The sequence below is a fragment of the Rhodanobacter humi genome, assembly GCF_041107455.1.
Taxonomy (GTDB): Bacteria; Pseudomonadota; Gammaproteobacteria; order Xanthomonadales; family Rhodanobacteraceae; genus Rhodanobacter_A.
The window spans coordinates 2,662,122-2,681,875 of the sequence record NZ_JBGBPY010000001.1 but is presented as its reverse complement, the minus strand read 5'-3'; the positions used below and the strand labels follow the sequence as shown (position 1 = coordinate 2,681,875).

Annotated in this window: 21 protein-coding genes; all 21 read right to left on the bottom strand. The window is 69.7% G+C overall.

Annotated elements, in window-relative coordinates:
- Positions 1-15 precede the first annotated feature (15 nt).
- The 21 genes from flhB to AB7878_RS11640 all read right to left on the bottom strand — a co-directional run bounded on the left by flhB (position 16) and on the right by AB7878_RS11640 (position 19,582).
- Positions 16-1,149: a flagellar biosynthesis protein FlhB gene (flhB, locus tag AB7878_RS11740; RefSeq protein ID WP_369494544.1), complete on the bottom strand. Its 1,134-nt coding sequence runs from the start codon at positions 1,147-1,149 to the stop codon at positions 16-18.
- A gap of 3 nt (positions 1,150-1,152) precedes the next feature.
- Positions 1,153-1,926: a flagellar biosynthetic protein FliR gene (fliR, locus tag AB7878_RS11735; protein WP_439653792.1), complete on the bottom strand. Its 774-nt coding sequence runs from the start codon at positions 1,924-1,926 to the stop codon at positions 1,153-1,155.
- Positions 1,923-2,192 (bottom strand): flagellar biosynthesis protein FliQ, encoded by a 270-nt coding sequence (fliQ, locus tag AB7878_RS11730; protein ID WP_077483974.1) that lies wholly within the window; start codon positions 2,190-2,192, stop codon positions 1,923-1,925. The genes fliR and fliQ overlap by 4 nt, the downstream gene beginning before the upstream one ends.
- 841 nt (positions 2,193-3,033) lie before the next feature.
- On the bottom strand, positions 3,034-3,852 hold the full coding sequence (fliP, locus tag AB7878_RS11725; protein WP_369494542.1) for a flagellar type III secretion system pore protein FliP: 819 nt from the start codon (positions 3,850-3,852) through the stop codon (positions 3,034-3,036).
- A complete protein-coding gene (gene fliO, locus AB7878_RS11720; RefSeq protein ID WP_369494541.1) occupies positions 3,852-4,241 on the bottom strand; it encodes a flagellar biosynthetic protein FliO in 390 nt (129 codons plus the stop codon). The genes fliP and fliO overlap by 1 nt, the downstream gene beginning before the upstream one ends.
- A gap of 25 nt (positions 4,242-4,266) precedes the next feature.
- Positions 4,267-4,614 (bottom strand): flagellar motor switch protein FliN, encoded by a 348-nt coding sequence (gene fliN, locus AB7878_RS11715; protein ID WP_369494540.1) that lies wholly within the window; start codon positions 4,612-4,614, stop codon positions 4,267-4,269.
- Positions 4,611-5,627 (bottom strand): flagellar motor switch protein FliM, encoded by a 1,017-nt coding sequence (gene fliM, locus AB7878_RS11710; RefSeq protein ID WP_369494539.1) that lies wholly within the window; start codon positions 5,625-5,627, stop codon positions 4,611-4,613. The genes fliN and fliM overlap by 4 nt, the downstream gene beginning before the upstream one ends.
- Before the next feature lie 13 nt (positions 5,628-5,640).
- Entirely contained in the window at positions 5,641-6,126 is a 486-nt protein-coding gene (locus AB7878_RS11705; RefSeq protein ID WP_369494538.1) for a flagellar basal body-associated FliL family protein, read from the bottom strand.
- Between the two features lie 588 nt (positions 6,127-6,714).
- On the bottom strand, positions 6,715-7,941 hold the full coding sequence (locus AB7878_RS11700; protein ID WP_369494537.1) for a flagellar hook-length control protein FliK: 1,227 nt from the start codon (positions 7,939-7,941) through the stop codon (positions 6,715-6,717).
- Positions 7,942-7,975: 34 nt separating this feature from the next.
- Positions 7,976-8,401: a flagellar export protein FliJ gene (gene fliJ, locus AB7878_RS11695; protein WP_369494536.1), complete on the bottom strand. Its 426-nt coding sequence runs from the start codon at positions 8,399-8,401 to the stop codon at positions 7,976-7,978.
- Positions 8,398-9,765, bottom strand: coding sequence for a flagellar protein export ATPase FliI (fliI, locus tag AB7878_RS11690; RefSeq protein WP_369494535.1), 1,368 nt, complete (start codon positions 9,763-9,765; stop codon positions 8,398-8,400). The genes fliJ and fliI overlap by 4 nt, the downstream gene beginning before the upstream one ends.
- On the bottom strand, positions 9,762-10,391 hold the full coding sequence (locus AB7878_RS11685) for a FliH/SctL family protein (protein ID WP_369494534.1): 630 nt from the start codon (positions 10,389-10,391) through the stop codon (positions 9,762-9,764). The genes fliI and AB7878_RS11685 overlap by 4 nt, the downstream gene beginning before the upstream one ends.
- Positions 10,391-11,407, bottom strand: a complete 1,017-nt coding sequence (fliG, locus tag AB7878_RS11680; protein ID WP_369494533.1) for a flagellar motor switch protein FliG — start codon at positions 11,405-11,407, stop codon at positions 10,391-10,393. The genes AB7878_RS11685 and fliG overlap by 1 nt, the downstream gene beginning before the upstream one ends.
- A complete protein-coding gene (fliF, locus tag AB7878_RS11675) occupies positions 11,397-13,115 on the bottom strand; it encodes a flagellar basal-body MS-ring/collar protein FliF (RefSeq protein WP_369494532.1) in 1,719 nt (572 codons plus the stop codon). The genes fliG and fliF overlap by 11 nt, the downstream gene beginning before the upstream one ends.
- Before the next feature lie 46 nt (positions 13,116-13,161).
- Positions 13,162-13,488, bottom strand: a complete 327-nt coding sequence (gene fliE, locus AB7878_RS11670; protein WP_369494531.1) for a flagellar hook-basal body complex protein FliE — start codon at positions 13,486-13,488, stop codon at positions 13,162-13,164.
- Positions 13,489-13,600: 112 nt separating this feature from the next.
- Positions 13,601-15,034 carry a sigma-54 dependent transcriptional regulator gene (locus AB7878_RS11665; RefSeq protein ID WP_369494530.1) on the bottom strand — a complete coding sequence of 478 codons (1,434 nt, stop codon included), beginning with the start codon at positions 15,032-15,034 and terminating at the stop codon, positions 13,601-13,603.
- 348 nt (positions 15,035-15,382) lie between these two features.
- Positions 15,383-15,937: a PilZ domain-containing protein gene (locus AB7878_RS11660; protein WP_369494529.1), complete on the bottom strand. Its 555-nt coding sequence runs from the start codon at positions 15,935-15,937 to the stop codon at positions 15,383-15,385.
- 130 nt (positions 15,938-16,067) lie between these two features.
- Positions 16,068-16,364, bottom strand: a complete 297-nt coding sequence (locus tag AB7878_RS11655; protein WP_369494528.1) for a flagellar protein FliT — start codon at positions 16,362-16,364, stop codon at positions 16,068-16,070.
- The gene (fliS, locus tag AB7878_RS11650; RefSeq protein ID WP_369494527.1) at positions 16,361-16,783 is read right to left on the bottom strand and encodes a flagellar export chaperone FliS; all 423 of its coding nucleotides are present in this window, start codon (positions 16,781-16,783) and stop codon (positions 16,361-16,363) included. Before fliS ends, AB7878_RS11655 begins: the two co-directional genes overlap by 4 nt.
- A gap of 13 nt (positions 16,784-16,796) precedes the next feature.
- Positions 16,797-18,221: a flagellar filament capping protein FliD gene (gene fliD, locus AB7878_RS11645; protein WP_369494526.1), complete on the bottom strand. Its 1,425-nt coding sequence runs from the start codon at positions 18,219-18,221 to the stop codon at positions 16,797-16,799.
- A gap of 170 nt (positions 18,222-18,391) precedes the next feature.
- Complete coding sequence (locus AB7878_RS11640) at positions 18,392-19,582, bottom strand: flagellin N-terminal helical domain-containing protein (protein ID WP_369494525.1); 1,191 nt, start codon at positions 19,580-19,582, stop codon at positions 18,392-18,394.
- Positions 19,583-19,754: the final 172 nt, after the last annotated feature.

Sequence of the window (19,754 nt, the reverse complement as noted above, 5' to 3'; positions counted from 1 at the left end):
TTGACTCGTATTCGATCAGCGATAAGGACCCATCAGGTCGGGATCGACCTCGGGGTTCGGCACGGCCGGCGGCGCCTCGCCCTGCGCCGCAGCCTGCTTCAGCTGGTAGACGTAGACGAGCACCTGGGCCACCGCCACGTACAGCGCAGCGGGAATTTCCTGGCCAAGCTTCGTGCTTGCATACAAGGCGCGTGCCAGCGGCGGCGCCTCGACCAGCGGAATGCGATGGCTGCCCGCCACCAGGCGGATCTGCTGGGCCAGCACGTCGACGCCCTTGGCGATCACCCGCGGCGCGCCCATGCGGCCATCGTCGTATTTCAGCGCGACGGCGAAGTGGGTGGGGTTGACCACCACCACGTCGGCCTTGGGCAGTTCCTCCATCATGCGGCGGCGCGCCTGCGCCATCTGCACCTGGCGAATGCGGCCCTTCATCTCGGGGCTGCCCTCGCTCTCCTTCATCTCGTCCTTGATCTCCTGCCGGCTCATGCGCAGCTTCCTGGTGTGGTCGTACTTCTGGTACAGCGCGTCGAGGCCGCCGATCAGCGCCAGGATGCTGCCGAACCACAGTGCGGCCTGGCCCAGCAGGCCCAGCGCCTGCGCGATGCCCGCGCTCACCGCGCCGCGCCCGGTGGCCTGCAGCGCGCCCTGCCAGTGGCGCAGCAGCAGCGCCAGCACGGCACCGATGAACAGCAGCTTCAAGAGCGCCTTGCCCAGTTCCACGAGGCCCCGCAGCGCAAAGATGCGGCCCAGGCCCTTGATCGGGTCCAGCCGCTCGAACTTCGGCTCCAGCGCCTTGCCGCTGAAGTTCAGCCCGCCCAGCAGCAGCGGCGCCGCGAACGCGGCCAGCAGCGTGGCCAGCGCCACCGGCGCGAACAGCGCCAGCGCCTCGCGCAGCGCCGCGTGCAGCACGCGCCCCGGCAGCGCGTCGGAGAACAGCGCCTCGCGCGAATAGCCCAGGCCAAACCTGAAGATCCGCCGCGCGTGCTCGAACGACGCCGGCCCGCCGGCCATCAGCGCCGCCACGCCGGCCAGCACCACCGCCGCGCCGCTGAGGTCGCGCGATCGCGGGACCTCGCCTTTCTCGCGCGACTCCTTGAGCCGTTTTTCTGTCGGCTGTTCGGTTTTTTCCTGGTCGCTGTCGTCGCTCATCGCTCAGCCGCCGAGCAGATGACGCATCAGGGTCCACGCATCGCCCTGCAAGGCGTCGAACGCGCCCGGCAGGCTGCGCAGGGAGAGCCACAGCGCGATGAAACCCAGCGACACGGTGATCGGGAAGCCCACCGCGAACAGGTTCATCGACGGCGCCGCACGGCTGATCGCCGCGAAGCCGATGTTCACCACCAGCAGCGAAGTCATCGCCGGCAGCGCCACGCGCACCGCGCCGCCGAACAGCTGCACGCCGAAGGCCAGCACCGCGTGCAGTCCGTTGGCGTCGAGCGCGGGGCCGCCCGGCGGCAGGCTGCCGAAGCTGTCGGCGAGCAGCGCGATCAGGCGCAGATGGCCGTCCATCGCCAGGAACAACAAGGTCACCAGCACCAGGTAAAACTGGCCCAGCACGTTCGCGCTGCCACCGGCCTGCGGATCGACCACCTCGGCGAAACCCAGGCTCATGCTCTGCCCCACCAGGCCGCCGCCGAACTGCACCGCGTCGAACACCAGCTTCAGCACGAAGCCCGTCGCCGCGCCGATCGCCAGCTGCCCCGCCAGCCCCAGCATGCCGGCCGCGCCGAGCACATCGGGCGGCGCCGCGTGCGCGAGCGGCGCCAGCACCAGGCTGAGCACCACCACCACGCCCAGCCGCACCCGCATCGGGATCACCGAGGCGCCGAACACCGGCGCCAGCAGGCACAGCCCGCTCACCCGCGCCAGCGCCCACAGGAAGCGATCCAGCCACGGCAGCAGCCAGGCCACGTCCAGCGTCATCACCGGATCACCCCCGGCAGGCTCTCGATCAGCTGCGTGGTGTAGTGCACCAGCAGGCGCAGCATCCACGGCCCCGCGATCAGCGCCACCAGCGCCATCGCGATCAGCTTGGGGATGAACGACAGCGTCATCTCGTTGATCTGCGTGGCCGCCTGGATCACGCCGATCAAGAGGCCCACCGCCAGCGCGGTGAGCAGCAGCGGCGCGGCCACCAGCATCGCCACGTAGAGGGCGTGTTGGCCGATTTCCATGATGGATTCGGGGGTCATGGGCAGCCTCCCGCATGGCGAACGACGAAGAGTTCGCGTTCTCCCGCACCTGTAGGAGCGCACCTTGTGCGCGACGTTCTTGCTCCATTCAAGGTCAGGAGCTTTCGTGCGCCTGCGGCGCCCGAGTCACTTTTCTCTTGCGTGGCCAAGAGAAAAGTAACCCAAAGAGAAGGCCACCCCGGTTGGCGCTTGCCGGGCGTCCTGCCCGGCAAGTCCGTGAGGCGGGGCCGGGCTTTTCGAGCGGGCTCCTGCCCGCGCGAAAAGGCGTTGCCGTCCATGGCAACGCCCGCTGCGCGGCCTCCTCGTCCCCACCTCACCGCCGCCCAGGGGCCCCGGAAAAGCAGGCGCGCATCGTGCGCGCCAGAAGCAAGAGCACCGCGAACTGCAACGCCCTTGCTTTTGCTGTGGCTTCTGCGCGCAGGAGCGCGCTGCTCTGCCGGGGCCCCTATGGCGCGGCGGGCGGGTGGAGGAAAGTCCGTCAGGATGGCTCGCAGGGATGCGAGCCAGTTTTTCGCCGGCACATGGATGTGCCGTCGAAAAACCCCGGAACCCGCCCGCGCACCCGCAGGGCAGGATGCCCGGAGGGCGCGCCATCGGGGTGTCGTTTTCTCTTGGCTACTTCTCTTTTGGACAAGCAAAAGAGAAGTAGCTCGGGCGCCGACAGGCGCACGAAACTGCTTTGTCGCTGGCGATGACACACAAACAAAGGCCCCTCTCCCCCACCCCTCTCCCGCAAGCGGGAGAGGGAAGATGCAGGGGGTCGCGAGCACCCGCCCCTCACTCCAACCCTCTCCCCGAAGGGGAGAGGGAGTGAACGCCAGTGGCGCGTCACATGCGGCGCTCACGTGTAGAAGCTCCCGGCCAGGGTCCCCAGCAGCAGCGTCCACCCGTCCACCAGCACGAACAACATGATCTTGAACGGCAGCGAGATGATCATTGGCGAGACCATCATCATGCCCATCGACATCAGCACGCTGGCCACCACCAGGTCGATGATGAGGAACGGGATGAACAGCAGGAAGCCCATCTGGAATGCGGTCTTCAGTTCCGAGGTGAGGAAGGCCGGCATCGCCACCTTGAACGGCACGTCGGCCTTGCTCGCGTAGGGCTGCTCGCCGGCGAGCTTGGTGAACAACGCGAGGTCCGCCTCGCGGGTCTGGTCGAGCATGAAGCGCTTGAACGGCGCGGTGGCCGCGGGCAGCGCCTGCTCGGCGCTCAGCTGGCCGTCCATGTACGGCTTCACGCCGTCGGCGTAGGCGCGGTTCAGCACCGGCGACATCACGAACAAGGTGAGGAACAGCGCCAACCCCAGCAGCACCTGGTTCGGCGGCGTGGACTGCGTGCCCAGCGCCTGGCGCAGGAAACCCAGCACGATGATGATGCGGGTGAACGAGGTCATCATCAGCAGGATCGCCGGCAGCAGGGTCAGCACCGTGAGCAGTGCCAGCATCTGCAGCGACAGCGTCCAGTTCTTCGCGCCGCCCGGCGCATCGTGCACGGTCAGCACGGGAATGCCCGCACCACCCAGGCCCGGCGGGCTGGCCGGCATCGACAGGGTCGGCGTGGCCGGTGCGGCCTGCGGCGCGGCGGACGCGAGCAGCGGCAACAGCAGCAGGGCGAGCGCCATCCAGCAGCGCGCGGCGAGCGAGCGATGCATCATCACGACTTCGCCTTCCAGCGCGACAGCAGTTGCGCGATGTTCGGCACCGCCGGCAACGGCGCCGGCGCCGCGGATTCGGCCGGCGCCGCGCCCTCGTAGACATGCAGGGTACGCATGCCGCCCGGGCCCATGCCCACCAGCAGGCGCTTGCCGTCGGCGTCGAGCAGCAGCACGCGGTCGCGCGCACCCACCGCCATCGTCTCCACGCAGCGGATGCGCCGCCCGCCGGGCCGGCTGCGCGCTTGCATGCGCCGCGACATCCATCCGGCCACGAAAATCAGCGCCACCACCGCGACGAGACTGAGCAGTACCCGCACCAGTTCGCCGCCCACATTGACGTCTGCCGCCGGCAGCGCCACCGGCGCCAACGCGACAAACCTGCGACCCATTCCCGCTGCCCTGTTCACTGCCCGATTACCTCAACTTCCGCACGCGCTCGGCGGGGCTGATCACGTCGGTCAGGCGGATGCCGAACTTCTCGTTGATCACCACCACCTCGCCATGCGCGACCAGCGTGCCGTTGACGAACACGTCCAGCGGTTCGCCGGCGGCGCGGTCGAGTTCCACCACCGAGCCCTGGTTGAGCTGCAGCAGGTTGCGGATGCTGATGCGCGTGCGGCCGACCTCCATCGCCAGGGTCACCGGCACGTCGAGGATCATGTCGAGGTTCACTTCGCCCGCGCCCGTACCGCTGCCGCGCAGCGAATCGAACTGGACGCGCTCGCCGACGTCGTCGGCCAGGGCTTCGGTGGACTGGTTCATGCGATTTCTTCCCGGTTGCCCAGGTCGCCGCTGGTGCGCACCACGCGCCGGCCGACCTGGTTGTGGAAACGGATGGCGTTGCGGCCGTTGGCCTGGCCGTAGCGGCCGCGGAACAGCGGCACGTCCTCGGCGTAGACGGTGGCGAGTTCGGGCAGCTGGATCGGCAGCACGTCGCCGGGGCGCAGGTGCAGGAACTCGCCGAGGGTGAGCTCGATGTCGAGCAGCTGCGAGCTGAGCGGCACTTCGGCGTCGAGCACCTCGTCGCGCAGCAGCTCGGCCCAGCGGTCGTCGCGGTCGACGCGGTCGCTCTGCACGCCGGCGTCGAGCAGGGTGCGGATCGGCTCGACCATCGCGTACGGCAGGGCCAGGTGGATCTCGCCGCCGCCGCCGTCGAGTTCGACATGGAAGCGCGACACCACCACCGTCTCGGTGGGGCTGACGATGTTCGCGAACTGCGGATTGATCTCCGAAGTCTGGTACTCGAACGAGAGACCCAGCACCGGTGCCCAGGCCTCGACCATCGCCGTGAACAGCTCGGCCAGCAGGATCTGGATCACGCGGTTCTCGGTGGCGGTGAAGTCGCGGCCTTCGATGCGCGCGTGGTAGCGGCCGTCGCCACCGAAGAAGTTGTCGATCACGGTGAACACCAGGCGGGGTTCGAACACCACCAGCGCGGTGCCGCGCAGCGGCTTGATCCGCACCAGGTTCAGGTTGGTGGGCACCACCAGGCCGTGCACGTACTCGGCGAACTTCTGCATCTTCACGCCCAGTACCGAGACCTCGCAGGTCTTGCGCAACACGCTGAAGACGCCGGTGCGGAAGTAGCGCGCGAAGCGGTCGTTGACCATTTCCAGCGTGGGCAGGCGGCCGCGCACGATGCGGTCCTGCTGGGTGAAGTCGTAGGAGATCGCCGTGCCCGGCGCCAGCGGCTGGTCGCCGCCGGTTTCCACCGCGCCGTCGGTCACGCCGTCGAGCAGCGCGTCGATCTCGTCCTGGGAAAGCAGGTCGCTCATCGCCGGCGTCCCGTCACTGCATCACGAAGCTGGTGAAGTACAACGCGTCGATGCCGGGCCGGCCCAGCCGCGCCTGGACGATCTTGCGCACCGCGGCCAGCGCCTGCGCCTGCAGCTTCTCGCGGCCGGCGGCGTTGCTGATGATCGAGTACTCCTGGTTGCTGAACAGCGATACCAGCGCGTCGCGGATCACCGGATCGGCGGACTTCGCCACTTCGATCGCCTTCGGATCGTGCGCCATCAGGGTCACCGCCACCTGCAGGTAGCGCAGCGACTGCTCGTCGCGGAAATTCACCACGAAGGGCGGATCCATCGGCAGGTACAGCTCGGGCTTGGTGTCCGTCACGGTCTGCCTGGTGGCGGCCGCATGCGCGGCCTTCTGCGCCTGCCAGGCGTAGCCGCCGCCGGCCAGCACCAGCAACGCCACCACGCCGATCAGCAGCGGACCGCGTCGCTTGCGCGCCGCCGGTGCCGCCTCGGTCTGTTCCTCGTTGGCCATGAAATCCTCGATCCGCCGGGTTGGGAGTTGCGCGCCGCGGCGCGCCCACCCATCCAATGCAATCCATGTGCCATGCACGGAAAGCCTTGCGGCAAGCGGATTCGCGGCTGTCTGCGCGAAGACCGGGAAGCTGCGCGGCGCTTTCTTGACGCGTGCCGGAAGCCCGCCGCGACGCGATCGCGACGCGCGCCGAAACGGCGGCGTCATGCAGACTGGAGCGCGGTCTTCAGCCGTGGAGGGAAATTCGCTGGCGCCATCCTCCCCTCTCCCTCCGGACGCGGGGAAGGGCCATGGATGGCCCTGCTTTGAGGAGCGAGGAAGAGGGGTCGGGGGAGAGGGTTCGGACTTGCCGTGCGCTTCGCTTCCCGGCTGCCGCCATCCTCTCCCGGAGGGAGAGGGACTCACTGGCCAGCCCTGCGCGAATTCAAGTCGCTCGGTTTCGTTGCTCAAAGCGAGAGCTTGTGCTGCTCGAGTCCACGAATTGGAAACTCGGGTATTCCGGACAGCAGTGCGCTTGCGTGGGCATGACGAACAAAGGCTCGAGAGCACCAATGCCCGTCCTTTCAGTCCACCGAAACGCAATGAGTCTCAGGCGAATGCGTCGAGCAGGCCGATCCGGCCGCTCGCGACGGGCAGGCTCACGCCCTGCACTTCGCCGATCTCGTCCGCCGTCGACGCGCCATGTCCCTCGCCGCGCGCGTGCTGGTCGCCGCGATTCTGCTGCTGTCCCACCTCGGCGTGGCCCAGCGCGAGGCCATGCCGGGCCAGCAGCTGATCGAGCTGCGGCAGGCTCTGCTGCACCGCCGTGACGGCGGCCGGGTGCTGCGCGCTGAACACCACGTCCACGCGGTCGTGGCTCACGCTGAGATGCACGTCGATCGAGCCGAGATCCTCGGGATGCAGGCGGATCTTCGCCTCCTTGATGTCCTGCTGGCCCAGCCACAGCACCTGCTGGCCGAGTTCGCCGGCGAAGCCGGGGCTGCCCGGCGGCGACGCCAACTGCAGCTGGGGTAGCGCCGGCGTGGCGGGTGCCGGGGTCGGCGCAGGCGCGGTGGCCAGCGCCAGCGCTTCCAGGCCGTGATCCTTGTGGGTGTCGGTGCCGCCGGCCGCGAGCGCGTGCTCCGCGTTGCCCAGTGCGGCGGCGAGGCTTGCGACGGGCGTGGCCGTGGCAACCGCCGCCGCAGCGGCCTTGTCGTCCAGTCCCATGCCTTGCGGCATCACGGCGGCCTTGGCCTGGCCCGAGGCCGCGCCGTCCGCCGACACCGTGGCATCGTCCGCGCCGGACGATGTCGCCGGCACGCCGTTCGCCACCTGGCCGAGCATGGCGAGCAGGGCGCCGGCCAGCGTGGCGGCACCCTGCTCACCGGCCGCCGAGGTTTTCGCGGGGTCCGCCGCCTTCGCCGTGGCGGCGGCCACGGCATCGCCCGCCTCGGCGACGGCAGGCGCGGCCTGGGCCACGAGCAGGGCGATATCGGCCTGGGTGGCGTCCATCGGCCCGCGCGGCGCGGTGGGCGACGTACCCGTCGCCGACGCGGCTGACGCCGCGGATGTCGTGGCAACCGTCGACACGTTCGACCCCTGCGCGGGCTTCGCCCCCGCATGCGTGGTGGATGAATCGGCCGGCGCGCGCGCAGCCGGCGCCGATGCGGACGACTGGTCCGCCGGCGGTGGCGTGTCGGCGGGCCGTGCGCCGCGAGCTGCCTGCAGGTGGTGATCGAACGGATTCGGTGCCGGGCTGTTGCCTGGCGCGGCGGCGGGCGCGCTGCGCACGCTGTTCGCGGCAGGCAGTTGGGGAAGCATGGGGGCTGGCGTCATGGCGCAAGGATTCCCGTGTTGGCGGACCGGCGCTTCATCGCGGCCGCCGTTGCTGCATGCGTTCGTCGACCTCGGCCTGTTCGCGCCTATCCTCGGCGCGACGCTCGTGTTCCTGGTGCTGCGCGACCACACTGCCCAGCGCGCTTTCGCGCGCATGCGCCTGCTGCCAGGAGTCGCGCACCTGGGCTAGCCGGCGATGCTGGCGGTGGACCTCGGCGCTCTGCTGGGCGATCGCCTGGTCGATGCGCGCGACGAACTGCTGGCGGTTGAGCAGCGCGCTGACGCTGACCGCACCCTCGCCCGCGGCGGCGTATTCGGCGCGGTAACGCTCGAGTTCGCCGAGCTGGTGTTCGGCCTTCGCCAGCTGCTGCTGCTGCGTGGCCAGCTTCGCCATCGCATCCTCGGTCTGCTGGTGGGCCTGGTCCACCGCCGGTTGCAGGCGTTTCGAGCGGGAATTCATGCGGTCACCTGTTCGGCGAGCTTGCCGAGCTGCTCGACGGCGGTTTCGAGCGTCATCGGTTCGTCGACTTCCTGCTGCAGGAAGTCGCGCAACTGCGGCCACAGTTCGATGGCCAGGTCCACCTGCGGGTCGGACCCCTTCTGGTAGGCGCCCACCGCGATCAGGTCGCGCTGCTGGCGATAGGCCGAGTAGACGCGACGGAAGCGCTGCGCCGCCTGCAAGTGCTCGCGCGCCGTCACCTGCGGCATCACGCGGCTGATCGAGGCCTCGATGTCGATCGCCGGGTAGTGGCCGGCCTCGGCGAGGTCGCGCGACAGCACGACATGGCCGTCCAGGATCGCGCGCGCCGCATCGGCGATCGGATCGTGGCGGTAGTCGTCGCCCTCGGTGAGCACGGTATAGAACGCGGTGATCGAGCCGCGTCCCTCGGCGTCGTTGCCGGCGCGCTCGACCAGTGCGGGCAGCAGCGCGAACACGGACGGTGGATAACCCTTGGTCGCGGGCGGCTCGCCGATCGCCAGCGCGATCTCGCGCTGCGCCTGGGCGTAGCGGGTCAGCGAATCCATCAGCAGCAGCACGCGCAGGCCCTGGTCGCGGAACCATTCGGCGATCGCGGTGGCGTACTGCGCGCCACGCAGGCGCTTCAGCGGCGGCGCGTCGGCGGGCGCGGCCACGATCACTGCCCGCGCCCTGCCCTCCGGCCCCAATGTGTGTTCGACGAATTCCTTCACCTCGCGGCCGCGCTCGCCGATCAGGCCCACCACCACCACGTCGGCGTCGGTGTAGCGCGTCATTATGCCGAGCAGGGTGGACTTGCCCACGCCGGAGCCCGCGAACAGGCCCAGGCGCTGGCCGCGGCCCACGGTGAGCAGGGCGTTGATCGCGCGCACGCCCACGTCCAGCGGCGCGGCTATCGGCTTGCGCGCCATCGGGTTGATCGGCTCGTTCTTCAGCGCGGCATGTTCGTCGGCATCGAGTGCGCCCTGGCCGTCCAGCGGCAGGCCGTCGGCGCCGACCACCCGGCCCAGCAACTGCCGGCCCACCGGCAGGCCGCCGCTGCGCGCGCAGGGGCGCACGCGCGCGTTCGGCAACACGCCGTGCATGTCGCCCACCGGCATCAGCAGCAGGCGTTCGTCGGCGAAGCCCACCACTTCGGTTTCCAGCGTGGCGCCGTCGGCGGTGTCGACCAGGCAACGCGCGCCCAGCGCGGCCTCGCAGCCTTCGGCTTCGAGGGTGAGCCCCACCACGCGACGCAGGCTGCCTTCCACGTTGAGCGTGCGTGCCGCGGCGGCGCGGGCGGCGTGCCGCGCGAACTGGCGCTGCCAGCGCGCGCGGCGCGCGGCCGGATCGGCCACGGCGTTCATGCGGCACCCTCGTGCGGCCCGGCGGCTTCGCCGAGCACGGCATCGACCACCGCCGCGAGGCGGGTTTCCACCCGCGCGTCGAGGCGCGAGTGTTCGCTTTCCAGCCGGCAGTCGCCGCGCGCGAGCGCGGGATCGGCCAGCAGTTGCCAGTGGCGTTCGGCCGCGCCGAGTTCCCGCAGCAGGGCGAGGTCCTGCGGATGCAGATGCACGCGCAATTCGCGGGTCGCCGCGGGCAGCGCGTTGGCCGCCTCGCGCACGGCGCGTACGACCAGCTCGGGCGACAATTGCAGCTCGTGCGCGACCACCCGGCCGGCCACCACCATCGCGAGGCGGGCCAGCTCCTGTGCCACCTGTTCGTCGAATGCCTGCAGCGGGCGCGCTACCGCTTCATACACGGCGTCGAGCTGCGCCAGCCGCTCGCGCAGTTCCTGCGCGGCCACGGCCCGCCCTTCGGCGAGGCCGGCGGCGCGACCTTCATCGCGCGCCTGCTGCTCCAGCGCCTCCAACTCGCGCACGGTCGGCTGCGGCGGCACCGCGTCGTCCTGCGCCGCCTCCGACTCGTTGCCGACCTGCGGCATCTCCCAGCGCCGGAAGTCCATCGCGGCATCGTGGATCGCGGCCGCCATCAGACGTAGTCATCCCCGGCACCGCCCAGGCTGAGCTGGCCGGCGTCGGCGAGCTTCCTGGCCGCGGCCAGCACTTCCTTCTGCGCCGCGTCGACCTCGCTGAGGCGCACCGGGCCCTTCACTTCCAGGTCGTCGCGCATCATGTCGGCGGCGCGCTTGGACATGTTCGCGAAGATCTTCTCGCGGATCGCCGGCTCGGCGCCCTTCAGCGCGGTGATCAGGATGCCCGACGGCACCTCGCGCAACAGGGTCTGCATGCCGCGATCGTCCAGTTCGGCGAGATCCTCGAACACGAACATCAGATCCTCGATGCGTCCGCCCAGCGCCTCGTCCTGGCTGCGGATCGCGGTCATCAGCTCGGCTTCGCGGGTGCTGTCCATCGCGTTGAGGATGTTGGCGGCCGCCTTCAGCCCGCCCACGTTGGCGGACTTCAGCTTCTTGGTGTTGCCGTTGAACTGGCGCTCCATGATCTCGTCCAGCTCGTTCAGCGCGTGCGGCTGCACGCCGTCGAGCGTGGCGATGCGCATCACCGCGTCGGAACGCACGCGCGGCGGCAGGTAGCCGATCACCTCGGCCGCCTGGTCCGGCTCCAGGTGCGCCAGCACCAGCGCGATGATCTGCGGATGTTCCTGGTTGATCATCTCGGCGATCGCGCGGCTCTCCATCCATTTCAGCGATTCCAGCCCCTTCGAGCTGCGGCCGAGCAGGATGCGGTCGATCAGGCCGCCGGCCTTGGTCTCGCCCAGCGCGTTGGTCAGGATCTTGCGGATGTATTCCTCGGTGCCGACGCCCAGCGAAGTCTGCCGGCCCATGTCCTCGTCGAGCTTGTCCAGCGCGTCCGTCACCTGCTCGCGCGAGACGCTGGAGAGCGCGGCCATCGCGCTGCCGACCGCCTGCACGTCGCGCGCGCTCAGGTGCTTGAGCACCTCGGCCGCGTCCTGCTCGCCGAGCGTGAGCAGCAGGATCGCCGCGCGCTGCGCGCCGGTGACGGGCGCCTCGTGACGGTTAATTGCCATCTTCGTTCACCCAGTTCCTTACCACTTGGGCCACCTGCCGGGAGTTCTCGCCGACCATGCGCCTGGCCTGGCCGATGCGCTGTTCGTAGGCCAGCGCTGGCGCCGCGTCGAGGCGGGCCGGCTGGCTGCCGGACAGCCGGCCGCCCTCCTGCGGCTCGTCGTCGCCCACGCGCACGGACACGGTCGGCAGCGGCGCCGCCAGGATTTCCTTCGACGGCCCGCCGCGCAGCAGGCCCTTGAGCAGCGGGCGCAGCAGGCCGAACGCGACCAACAGTGCGATCAGCACGCCGAGGCCTTGCTTGATCAGGTCCAGCGCGCCGGGGCGTTCCCACAGCGGCGTCGCGGGCGCCGCGTCCGGCGCGGCGTTGCGGTGGAAGGCCTGGTTGATCACGCTGACGCTGTCGCCGCGCGCGGCGTCGAAACCCACGGCGTTCTTCACCAGGTCCGTGAGGTGCTGCAGTTCCTGCGGCGTGAACGGCACGTCCCTGGCACCGCTGGCGGCACCGGCGACGGCCGCCGCGAGCTTGTCGTCCACCACCACCGCCACGGTGAGGCGGGCCAGCCGGCCGGCCGGATCGCTGACGTGACTGATGGTGCGGTCCAGTTCGTAATTGCGCGTGGCGCTGCTGGAACTCTCGCCGTCGCGGCTGCTCGTGGTGGTCGACGCCGTGTTGCCCGGCGCAGCGGCCGCGCCGGCGTTCGGTTTCGCGGCGGTGGGCTGCGCCACCGTCGCCGGCGGCTGGTTGCTGAGCGCGCCGGGCACGCCGCCGGCGGCGGCACCACCGTCGCTGCGCTGCTCGCTGCTGACCTGCTCGCTGCGCAGCGCCGGATGATCGTGGCCGTAGGTTTCGCTGGCCTTCTCGGTCTGGCTGAAATCCAGGTCCGCGTTGACCTGCGCGCGCACGCGGCCGGGCCCGACCAGCGGCGTCAGCAGTTCCTCGATGCGCTGGGCATAGGTGTTCTCGATGCGCGTGGCCAGGCGCAGGCGGTTGTCGCCGGTCTCGCCGGGCGCGTCCGCATTGCCGGTCAGCAGCCGGCCCTGCTGGTCGACCACCGAGACCTGGTTGGGATCCAGCCCCGGCACGCTGGACGCCACCAGGTGCACGATCGCCGCCACCTGGCCCGCGTCGAGCTGGCGGCCCTGGTACAGCGTGAGCAGCACCGAGGCGCTGGCGCCGCGACTGTCGCGGATGAAAGCCGAAGGCTTGGGCATCGCCAGGTGCACGCGCGCGGCGCGCACCGACTGCAGCGAGGCGATGGTGGAGCCGAGGTCGCTCTCCAGCATCTGCTGGTAGCGCGTGCGCTCGGCGAGGTCGCTCATGCCGAACGGCGAGTCGCCGGCCGGCGGCGTATTGATCGCGGCGCTGCCCTGCGGCAGACCCTTCGCCGCCAGCCGCAGCCGCAGCGCGGCGAGGTCGGCGGCCGGCACCATGATCGAGGTGCCGTCGCCGCCCAGCTTGTACACGGTGTCGGAGGCCTGCAGCTCCTGCGCGATCGCGGCGGCGTCCTTCTGGTCCAGCCCCGCGTACAGCAGGCCGTAGTTCGGGCCGCGCGACCACAACACCACCGCCACGCCCAGCGCCACCGCCGCGGCCACCGCCACCAGCAGCGCGAGTTGGCGCGCCGCCGGATTGCGGGTGATCTGCTTGAGGGAGTCCAGGCGCGCGCCGCTGTTGTTGGCGGTCGTCGCGATGGCGTTGTCGGCCATGCTGCTGCTCGTCGGTCAGGGCTGTTCGGTGATCGGGGTGTCGGCGTCAGACCGACATGTTCATGACGTCCTTGTAGGCGTCGACCAGCTTGTTCTGCACCGCCACCGCGGTGCGCAGCGAGAGATCCGCCTTCTGCACCGCGATCATGGTGCGGCCGAGGTCGGCACCGGGGTCGCCGCGCTCGAAGCTCGCGGCCATGTTGCCCGCCTCGACCTGGCTGTTGCCGACCGCGGCGATGGACTGCCGCAGCAGCGTGGAGAAATTCGCCGGGCCGCCGCCCGCCGGCGCCTGCACCGCGGTCTCCGGCATGCGCACCTGCGCCGTCATCTGGCGCATCTGGGCAAGCAGGTTGTTGACGTCGATCGTGCTCATGCCGCGGTGTCCATGCCGATGGGTGGAAGACGGAATCCCGTCACGCGACGGGTTTGCAGGGGATGAATGCAGGAGCCGTGCCACGCGTCGCCGACGCGTGGCAACTCGCGTTTCAGGCCGCCAGTCCGTTCGCCTGCAGGCCGTACTTGCGCAGCTTCTCCACCAGCGTGGTGCGCTGCATGCGCAGCAGGCGCGCGGCGTGCGCCACCACGCCGCCGGTGGCGTCGAGCGCCTGGCGGATCAGTCCCACCTCGATGTCGGCGAGATGGTCCTTCAGGTCGATGCCGTCTTCCGGCAGCAGGCGCTGCGCCTCGTCCACCGGATGCACGCCGAGCATGGCCGCCGCCGACGCCTGGACATCCTCCATCAGCGCCAGCAGGGCCGCGCCGTGGACTTCCTCGCCGGCCGGCCCGTGGCGGTATTTCACCGGCAGCTCGCTGGCGCGCACCTCGCCGTGCGGGCACAGGATCGCCATGCGCTCGACCAGGTTCGCCAGCTCGCGCACGTTGCCCGGCCAGGCGTGCTCGCGCAGCGTGTGCATCGCGCCGGCGCTGAAGCGCGCCACGTCGAGGCCGCGGCGGGCCAGGCGCTGGTTGAACTCCTCGATCAGCACCGGCAGGTCCTCCAGCCGCTCGCGCAGCGCCGGCAGTTCCAGCGGGAACACGGAGAGGCGGTAGTACAGGTCCTCGCGGAACTTGCCCTCACTGATGGCCTGCTCCAGGTCGCGGTGGGTGGCGGCGATGATGCGCACGTCGCAGCGCTGGGTCTTGCTGCCGCCCACGCGCTCGTACACGCGCTCCTGCAGCACGCGCAGCAGCTTCACCTGCATCGGCAGGCTCATGTCGCCGATCTCGTCGAGGAACAGCGTGCCGCCCTCGGCCAGCTCGAAGCGGCCCTTGCGCGCGCTGATCGCGCCGGTGAAGGCGCCCTTCTCGTGGCCGAACAGCTCGCTTTCCAGCAGTTCGGCCGGGATCGCGCCGCAGTTGATCGCCACGAACGGCTTGTCGCGGCGGGAGGATTGCTCGTGGATGGCGCGCGCCACCATCTCCTTGCCGGTGCCCGACTCGCCCAGCACCAGCACGGTGGAATCGAACGGCGCCACCTGGCGGATCAGCGCATTGACTTGCACCATCGGCGCCGAATGGCCCACGAAGCGCAGCGCGGTGGACTGGCCGCCGAGCAGGCGCGTGTGGACGCTGCGCAGCGCCTCGGCCACCTGCTCGTAGCGCAGCGGAAACTCCAGCACGGCCATGCGCGTGGCGGACGGCGAGGCCATCCTCGCGCAGCGCTCGGCCAGCGGCGCATCGGCGGCCACCAGCATCGGCACATGGTTCGCGGCGTCGCCGAGCAGGGCCAGCTGGCGTTCGGCCGCGGCCTCGCTCTCGACCTTGCCGACGTAGACGGCCTGCCATGCGTGGGTGGACTCGTCGACCGATCGGCATTCGGCGGCGAGCTGCGGCCGGTAGCCCAGGAAGTGAAGCGCCGACAGCACGGCTTCAGCACGCGCCGCATCGGACTCGATGACGAGGAAATCGAATTTCTGCACAGCCCCTTCTCCTTACCGCACTCGTCGCGACCCTTCGGCTTCCATCGGGGGGCGCTGTTCGTCAGTGCCGGCTTTCCGTCGCCGGCTTGATGAACGAAGAGCAACAAGGGGGCCAACTTTGACGGCGGTCGCGACGGCAAAGCGTCGCCCGGCTGCATGAAAACGGCGGCTGCGCCGCGCCGGCATGCGCAAGAGTTTGCCGCAAGCGCATGACACGAAAGGTCTTTGCGAAAAATCGGTACCGTGACGAAGCCATCCGGAAGCACGTGACGGCCGTCGAAAAAATCTCTGCCCGGACCACGCAAGTGTGATCGATATCACATGTGAAATGACAACTCCGTCGGAGTGTCAGCCGAGCTGCTGGCGCGCCTCTGCCACTTTGCGTCGGTGATGGCGGAACACGAGGCGCTCAATCGCGTCACTTGTCGCGTCACCCTGCACGGCGAACTCGACGAAGCCCCGACTTTCATCGGCGGTGCGCACCATCCGGCCGGCCAATTCCAGCGGCAGGCTGCGGCAGGCATCGAAGCGCAGGCGCAGCAGCAGGCCCTCGCCGGCCGGCAGCAGTGCGGCCGGCAGCACGGCGCCCACCGCGTTGAAGCGCAGCGTCCGGCGCGGCGGCAGCGCGGCGGCGGGCGCCAGCAACTGGTTCACGATCTCCACCAGCGCGGTGAGCTTGGCATCCATGCGCAGTATTTCCTGCATCAACGGGTTGTCGTCGTCGCCGAGGTCGGCGCGGCGTTCCTCCAGCGCAGCCAGCGTCGCCAGGGTGTTCGCGTTGCGCTCGGCCAGCCGCTGCAGCAGTTCCGGCGACGGCGGCCAGGCCAGCGGCTCGCTGTCGGCGTGCAGGTGTTCCTCGCTGCTCAGGCGTTGATCGAATTCGTCCCAGCTGCTGGCAGTCATGTCGGCTCCGCGTGGCTATCCGGGCCGTCGGGCGGCCCAAGGCTGATGTTGCCGCAGCACGATGCTCGCCGGACGCCCGCGGATCAAGCACGCGGCGACCATGACGCGATGCGCCGACCGGCCGCCGTACTCAGCCGGCGAGGTCGACGTAGGTGCGCAGGGCCTGATGCGCGTAACCGTGGCGGCCCAGCGCGTCGGCGACCTCGGTGCGTGCACGCGCGGCCAGGTCCAGCATTTCCTCGTTGCAGGCCAGCAGCTGCTGCAGCAGTTCGCGGCTGCGCGTGTCGCGCGGGTGGCCGGCACGCAGCAGCGGCTGGCGCTCGGCGTCCAGCCCGGGCAGGCTGCCCCAGTGGCCTTCGCGCGCCGCCGCCAGCATCGAGGCGCTGACCGCCAGCGCGCGTTCCAGCAGGACGTGTCCCGCAGTCACGCGGCGCTCCCGGCCCGCCCGGCGAGGTAGGCGTCGCGGATGCCGTTCCAGCCGTCGCGCACCGGTTCGAGCAGGCGTGCGCACTCGGCCAGCGCCTCGTCGTCATTGTTGAGCTGCGCGAACAGCAGACGGCGATTGACGTAGTCGTACAGCGAATCCAGCCGCTGGGCCACCGAGCCGCCGGCCTCGTGGTTGAGGCTGGCGCGCAGCTCGCCCACGATCGCCACCGCCTTGGTGACCACGGCGCCCTTGGCCGGCACGTCGCCGCGGCGCAGGTGCACGCGCGCCTGCGCGATGCGCTCGATCGCGCCGTCGAGCAGCATGGCGATCAGCTGGTGCGGATCGGCACCTTCCACACGGCCCTCGGCGCGGGTCTGCTGGTACATCGCGCTGGCCTGGCGCATGTAGGCGTTCGTCATGACTGGGCCTCCGTCACTTGTTCGATGAGTTGCTGTTCAACATCGCCTGCAGCGAGCTGGTGAGGTAGCTGCTGGTGTTGTTGAGCGAGGACATCAGCGTGTCCAGCGCGGTGTACTGCTGGCGCAACTGGGTCGCGTACACGTTCATGCGCGCGGTGAGCGCCGTCGACTGCTGGCTCAGGTTGCTGAGCTGGCTCTGGATGCTGGCGGTGCGCGTGGCGAGGATGCCGTTGCTGGCGGTGAAGCCGTCCAGCATGCTGTTGAGGCGGGTGGCGTAGCCGTTGGTGCCGGCGAACAGGTCCTGCACCGCGCCCGGGTTGCTCTGCAGCGCACTGCCCAGCGTGCTGCTGTTGGAGGACAGCGTGCCGTCGGCATTGCGCGTGATGCCCAGCGCCGCCAGCGAACCGATGCTGTTGCCCGGCACACTGCTGCTCAGCACGCTGTTGACCTGGCGCTGCACCGACATCAGCGTGGTGTCGCCCAGCAGCACCCCGCCCTGCTTGGAACTCGGGTCGTAGCTGCTCAGCGTGCCCACGGTGGAAATGTAGCTGTTGTAGGCGTTGACGAAGTCCGATACCGCGCCGGTCACCGCGCTGGTGTCCTGGCTCACCGTCAGCGTGCTGGAGCCGGTGGCGACCAGGTTCAGGGTGACCCCGTTCAGCGCGCCGCTGACCGAGTTGCTGGCGCTGGTCACCGCGATGCCGTCGATGCTCAGGCTGGCGTCGCTGGCCTCGTTCGATCCGGCCGTGTTCAGCGTGGTGGCCAGCGACGAAAGCCCCGCGCTGCTGCCGCTGCCCGCGCTGACGCTGAAGGCATTGGCCACGCCGGTCTTGGTGGAGGTCAGCAGCAGCTGCGCGCCGTTCGCACCGTTGACGATCGTGGCCTGCACGCCGGGGTTGCCGCTGGACTGGTTGATCGCCGTGGCGATGCTGCTGATCGAATCGGTCGCCGAGACATTGAGGTTCATCGACTGGTTGCCGACGCTCACCGTCAAAGTTCCGGCGCCCACCGCGCTGCCCGACGCATAGGCGCTGCTGGCCCGCGTCTGCGCGGTGGCCAGGTGGTTCACCGTCAGGTTGTAGCTGCCCGGCTGCGCGTTGGGCAAGGTGCTGGTGGTACCCAGTGCGGTGTTTCCCAGCGTGGCTGCATAGGTAGTAAAAGTGAGGCTGCTGCCGAGCTTGCCCAGCGTGGTCTGCAGCGAGTTCAGCGCGCTGCCCAGTGCGGTCAGCCCGGCCTCCTGTGCCTGCAATTGCGTGGTCTGGCTGCTGATCTGCTGCGCCGGGCCGGCCTGCTTGGCATTGACCAGCGCGGTGATGATGGCATTGACGTCCAGTCCCGAACCGATGCCTGCCGAGCTGAGCAGGCCGCTGCCCGGGTTGCTGGTGCTGCCCGTGCCCGTGGTGGTCGTGGTGGTGCCGACGCCGGAGATGGAGGTCATGGGACTGTTCCTGTGGTGATCCACTCCCGATCGACCGGGATTCAAGAATCACAGGCAAAACTCACGCCAGCCGCATGGGCTTTGCCTGAAACCCTCGGACAATGGCGGCCCGGACGGGCCGCCATCGCGAGACGGAACCGCCCGCATCGCGCGGGCGGTTCCTGCCGCCGTCACTGCAGCAGCTTCAGCGCCATCTGCGGATTGGCATTGGCCTGGGCCAGCACCGAGATGCCTGCCTGCTGCAGCACATTCGCCTTGCTCAGCGCCGCGGTCTCGGCCGCGAAATTCGCATCCTGGATGGTGGATCGCGAAGCCTGCAGGTTGGTGGACTGCGCCGCCACCGTGGCGATGGTGGACTGGAAGCGGTTCTGCACCGCGCCCAGCTGGGCGGCGAAGTCGGCCACCGACTTCAGGGCCACGTCCACCTGGGAGATCAGCGCGTTGGCGCTGTTGACGGTCTGCACGTTGCCGGTGGCCAGCGAACCCGAGGTGGCGATGCTGCCCGAGGCGTCCGTGGCCGTGGTGGAACCGTTCACGTAGGCGCCGCTGGTGATCGCAGTGGTGGTCACCGCGCCGCTTGCGGCCGCGCCGCTGTCGGCCACCGTGAAACTGCCGTTGGCGAACAGGCTGACACCGCCCTTGCCGTCGACCGCCGCACTGACGCCGGTGGCGCCCGCGGCATTGATCGCGTCGGCCAGGTCCTGCACGCTGCCGGCCTTGCCGGAAAGCGTGACGGACTTGCCGTCGGTGCCAGTGACGGAGATCTTGCTCAGGTCCATCGTCTGGGCGTTGCCGCTGGCGTCGACGAAGGCACCGCTCAGGTTGCCGGTCTCCATCTGGGCGATCGAGCCCATCGCGGAAGCTTTCACGCTGGTCTGCAGATTCACGCTGATGGTCTGGCCCACGTCGGCGCCGACCTGGAAGCTCTTGGTGCCCAGCGAGCCATCCAGCACCTTGGAACCGTTGAACGAGGTCTGGTTGGCGATGCGGGTGATTTCCGCCAGGCGCTGCTGCACTTCCTGGTCGATCGAGGAACGGTCCGAGGCGGTGTAGGTGCCGTTGGCGGACTGCACGGCCAGATCGCGGATCGCCTGCAGGTTGGCGGTGACCTGGTCCAGCGCCGAGCCGGCGGTCTGCGCCAGGTTGATCGCGTCCGAGGCGTTCGCGCTGGCCTGGGACAGGCCGCCGATCTGGGTGGTGTAGCGCTGGGCGATCGCGAAGCCCGCGGCGTTGTCGGCGGCGCTGTTGATCTGCAAGCCCGAGGACAGGCGCATGGTGGCGGTGGCCAGCGCGCTCTGCGACTTGGTCAGGTTGTTCTGCGCGTTCAGCGAGGAAACGTTGGTGTTGATGACCAGTGACATGGGATGTCTCCTAATTAAGCGGTCTTGAAGCTGTCGGATACCTTCTCCGGCGGTGCCCCTGGACCGGAGTGCCAACCGCCTCAGGGGATGTTTCGGCGGTGGCGCGGGCTTCTTGAGTCATTTCCCGAAATTTCTTTGCGTTGGCACGGGATATGCGCCTGATCCTGCCTGC

Bases quoted from the DNA above. Each gene is read 5' to 3' on its own strand.
- flhB (WP_369494544.1), bottom strand. From the start codon at position 1,149: ATGAGCGACGACAGCGACCAGGAAAAAACCGAACAGCCGACAGAAAAA.
- fliQ (WP_077483974.1), bottom strand. From the start codon at position 2,192: ATGACCCCCGAATCCATCATGGAAATCGGCCAACACGCCCTCTACGTG.
- fliP (WP_369494542.1), bottom strand. From the start codon at position 3,852: ATGATGCATCGCTCGCTCGCCGCGCGCTGCTGGATGGCGCTCGCCCTG.
- fliO (WP_369494541.1), bottom strand. From the start codon at position 4,241: ATGGGTCGCAGGTTTGTCGCGTTGGCGCCGGTGGCGCTGCCGGCGGCA.
- fliN (WP_369494540.1), bottom strand. From the start codon at position 4,614: ATGAACCAGTCCACCGAAGCCCTGGCCGACGACGTCGGCGAGCGCGTC.
- fliM (WP_369494539.1), bottom strand. From the start codon at position 5,627: ATGAGCGACCTGCTTTCCCAGGACGAGATCGACGCGCTGCTCGACGGC.
- AB7878_RS11705 (WP_369494538.1), bottom strand. From the start codon at position 6,126: ATGGCCAACGAGGAACAGACCGAGGCGGCACCGGCGGCGCGCAAGCGA.
- AB7878_RS11700 (WP_369494537.1), bottom strand. From the start codon at position 7,941: ATGACGCCAGCCCCCATGCTTCCCCAACTGCCTGCCGCGAACAGCGTG.
- fliJ (WP_369494536.1), bottom strand. From the start codon at position 8,401: ATGAATTCCCGCTCGAAACGCCTGCAACCGGCGGTGGACCAGGCCCAC.
- fliI (WP_369494535.1), bottom strand. From the start codon at position 9,765: ATGAACGCCGTGGCCGATCCGGCCGCGCGCCGCGCGCGCTGGCAGCGC.
- AB7878_RS11685 (WP_369494534.1), bottom strand. From the start codon at position 10,391: ATGGCGGCCGCGATCCACGATGCCGCGATGGACTTCCGGCGCTGGGAG.
- fliG (WP_369494533.1), bottom strand. From the start codon at position 11,407: ATGGCAATTAACCGTCACGAGGCGCCCGTCACCGGCGCGCAGCGCGCG.
- fliF (WP_369494532.1), bottom strand. From the start codon at position 13,115: ATGGCCGACAACGCCATCGCGACGACCGCCAACAACAGCGGCGCGCGC.
- fliE (WP_369494531.1), bottom strand. From the start codon at position 13,488: ATGAGCACGATCGACGTCAACAACCTGCTTGCCCAGATGCGCCAGATG.
- AB7878_RS11660 (WP_369494529.1), bottom strand. From the start codon at position 15,937: ATGACTGCCAGCAGCTGGGACGAATTCGATCAACGCCTGAGCAGCGAG.
- fliS (WP_369494527.1), bottom strand. From the start codon at position 16,783: ATGACGAACGCCTACATGCGCCAGGCCAGCGCGATGTACCAGCAGACC.
- fliD (WP_369494526.1), bottom strand. From the start codon at position 18,221: ATGACCTCCATCTCCGGCGTCGGCACCACCACGACCACCACGGGCACG.
- AB7878_RS11640 (WP_369494525.1), bottom strand. From the start codon at position 19,582: ATGTCACTGGTCATCAACACCAACGTTTCCTCGCTGAACGCGCAGAAC.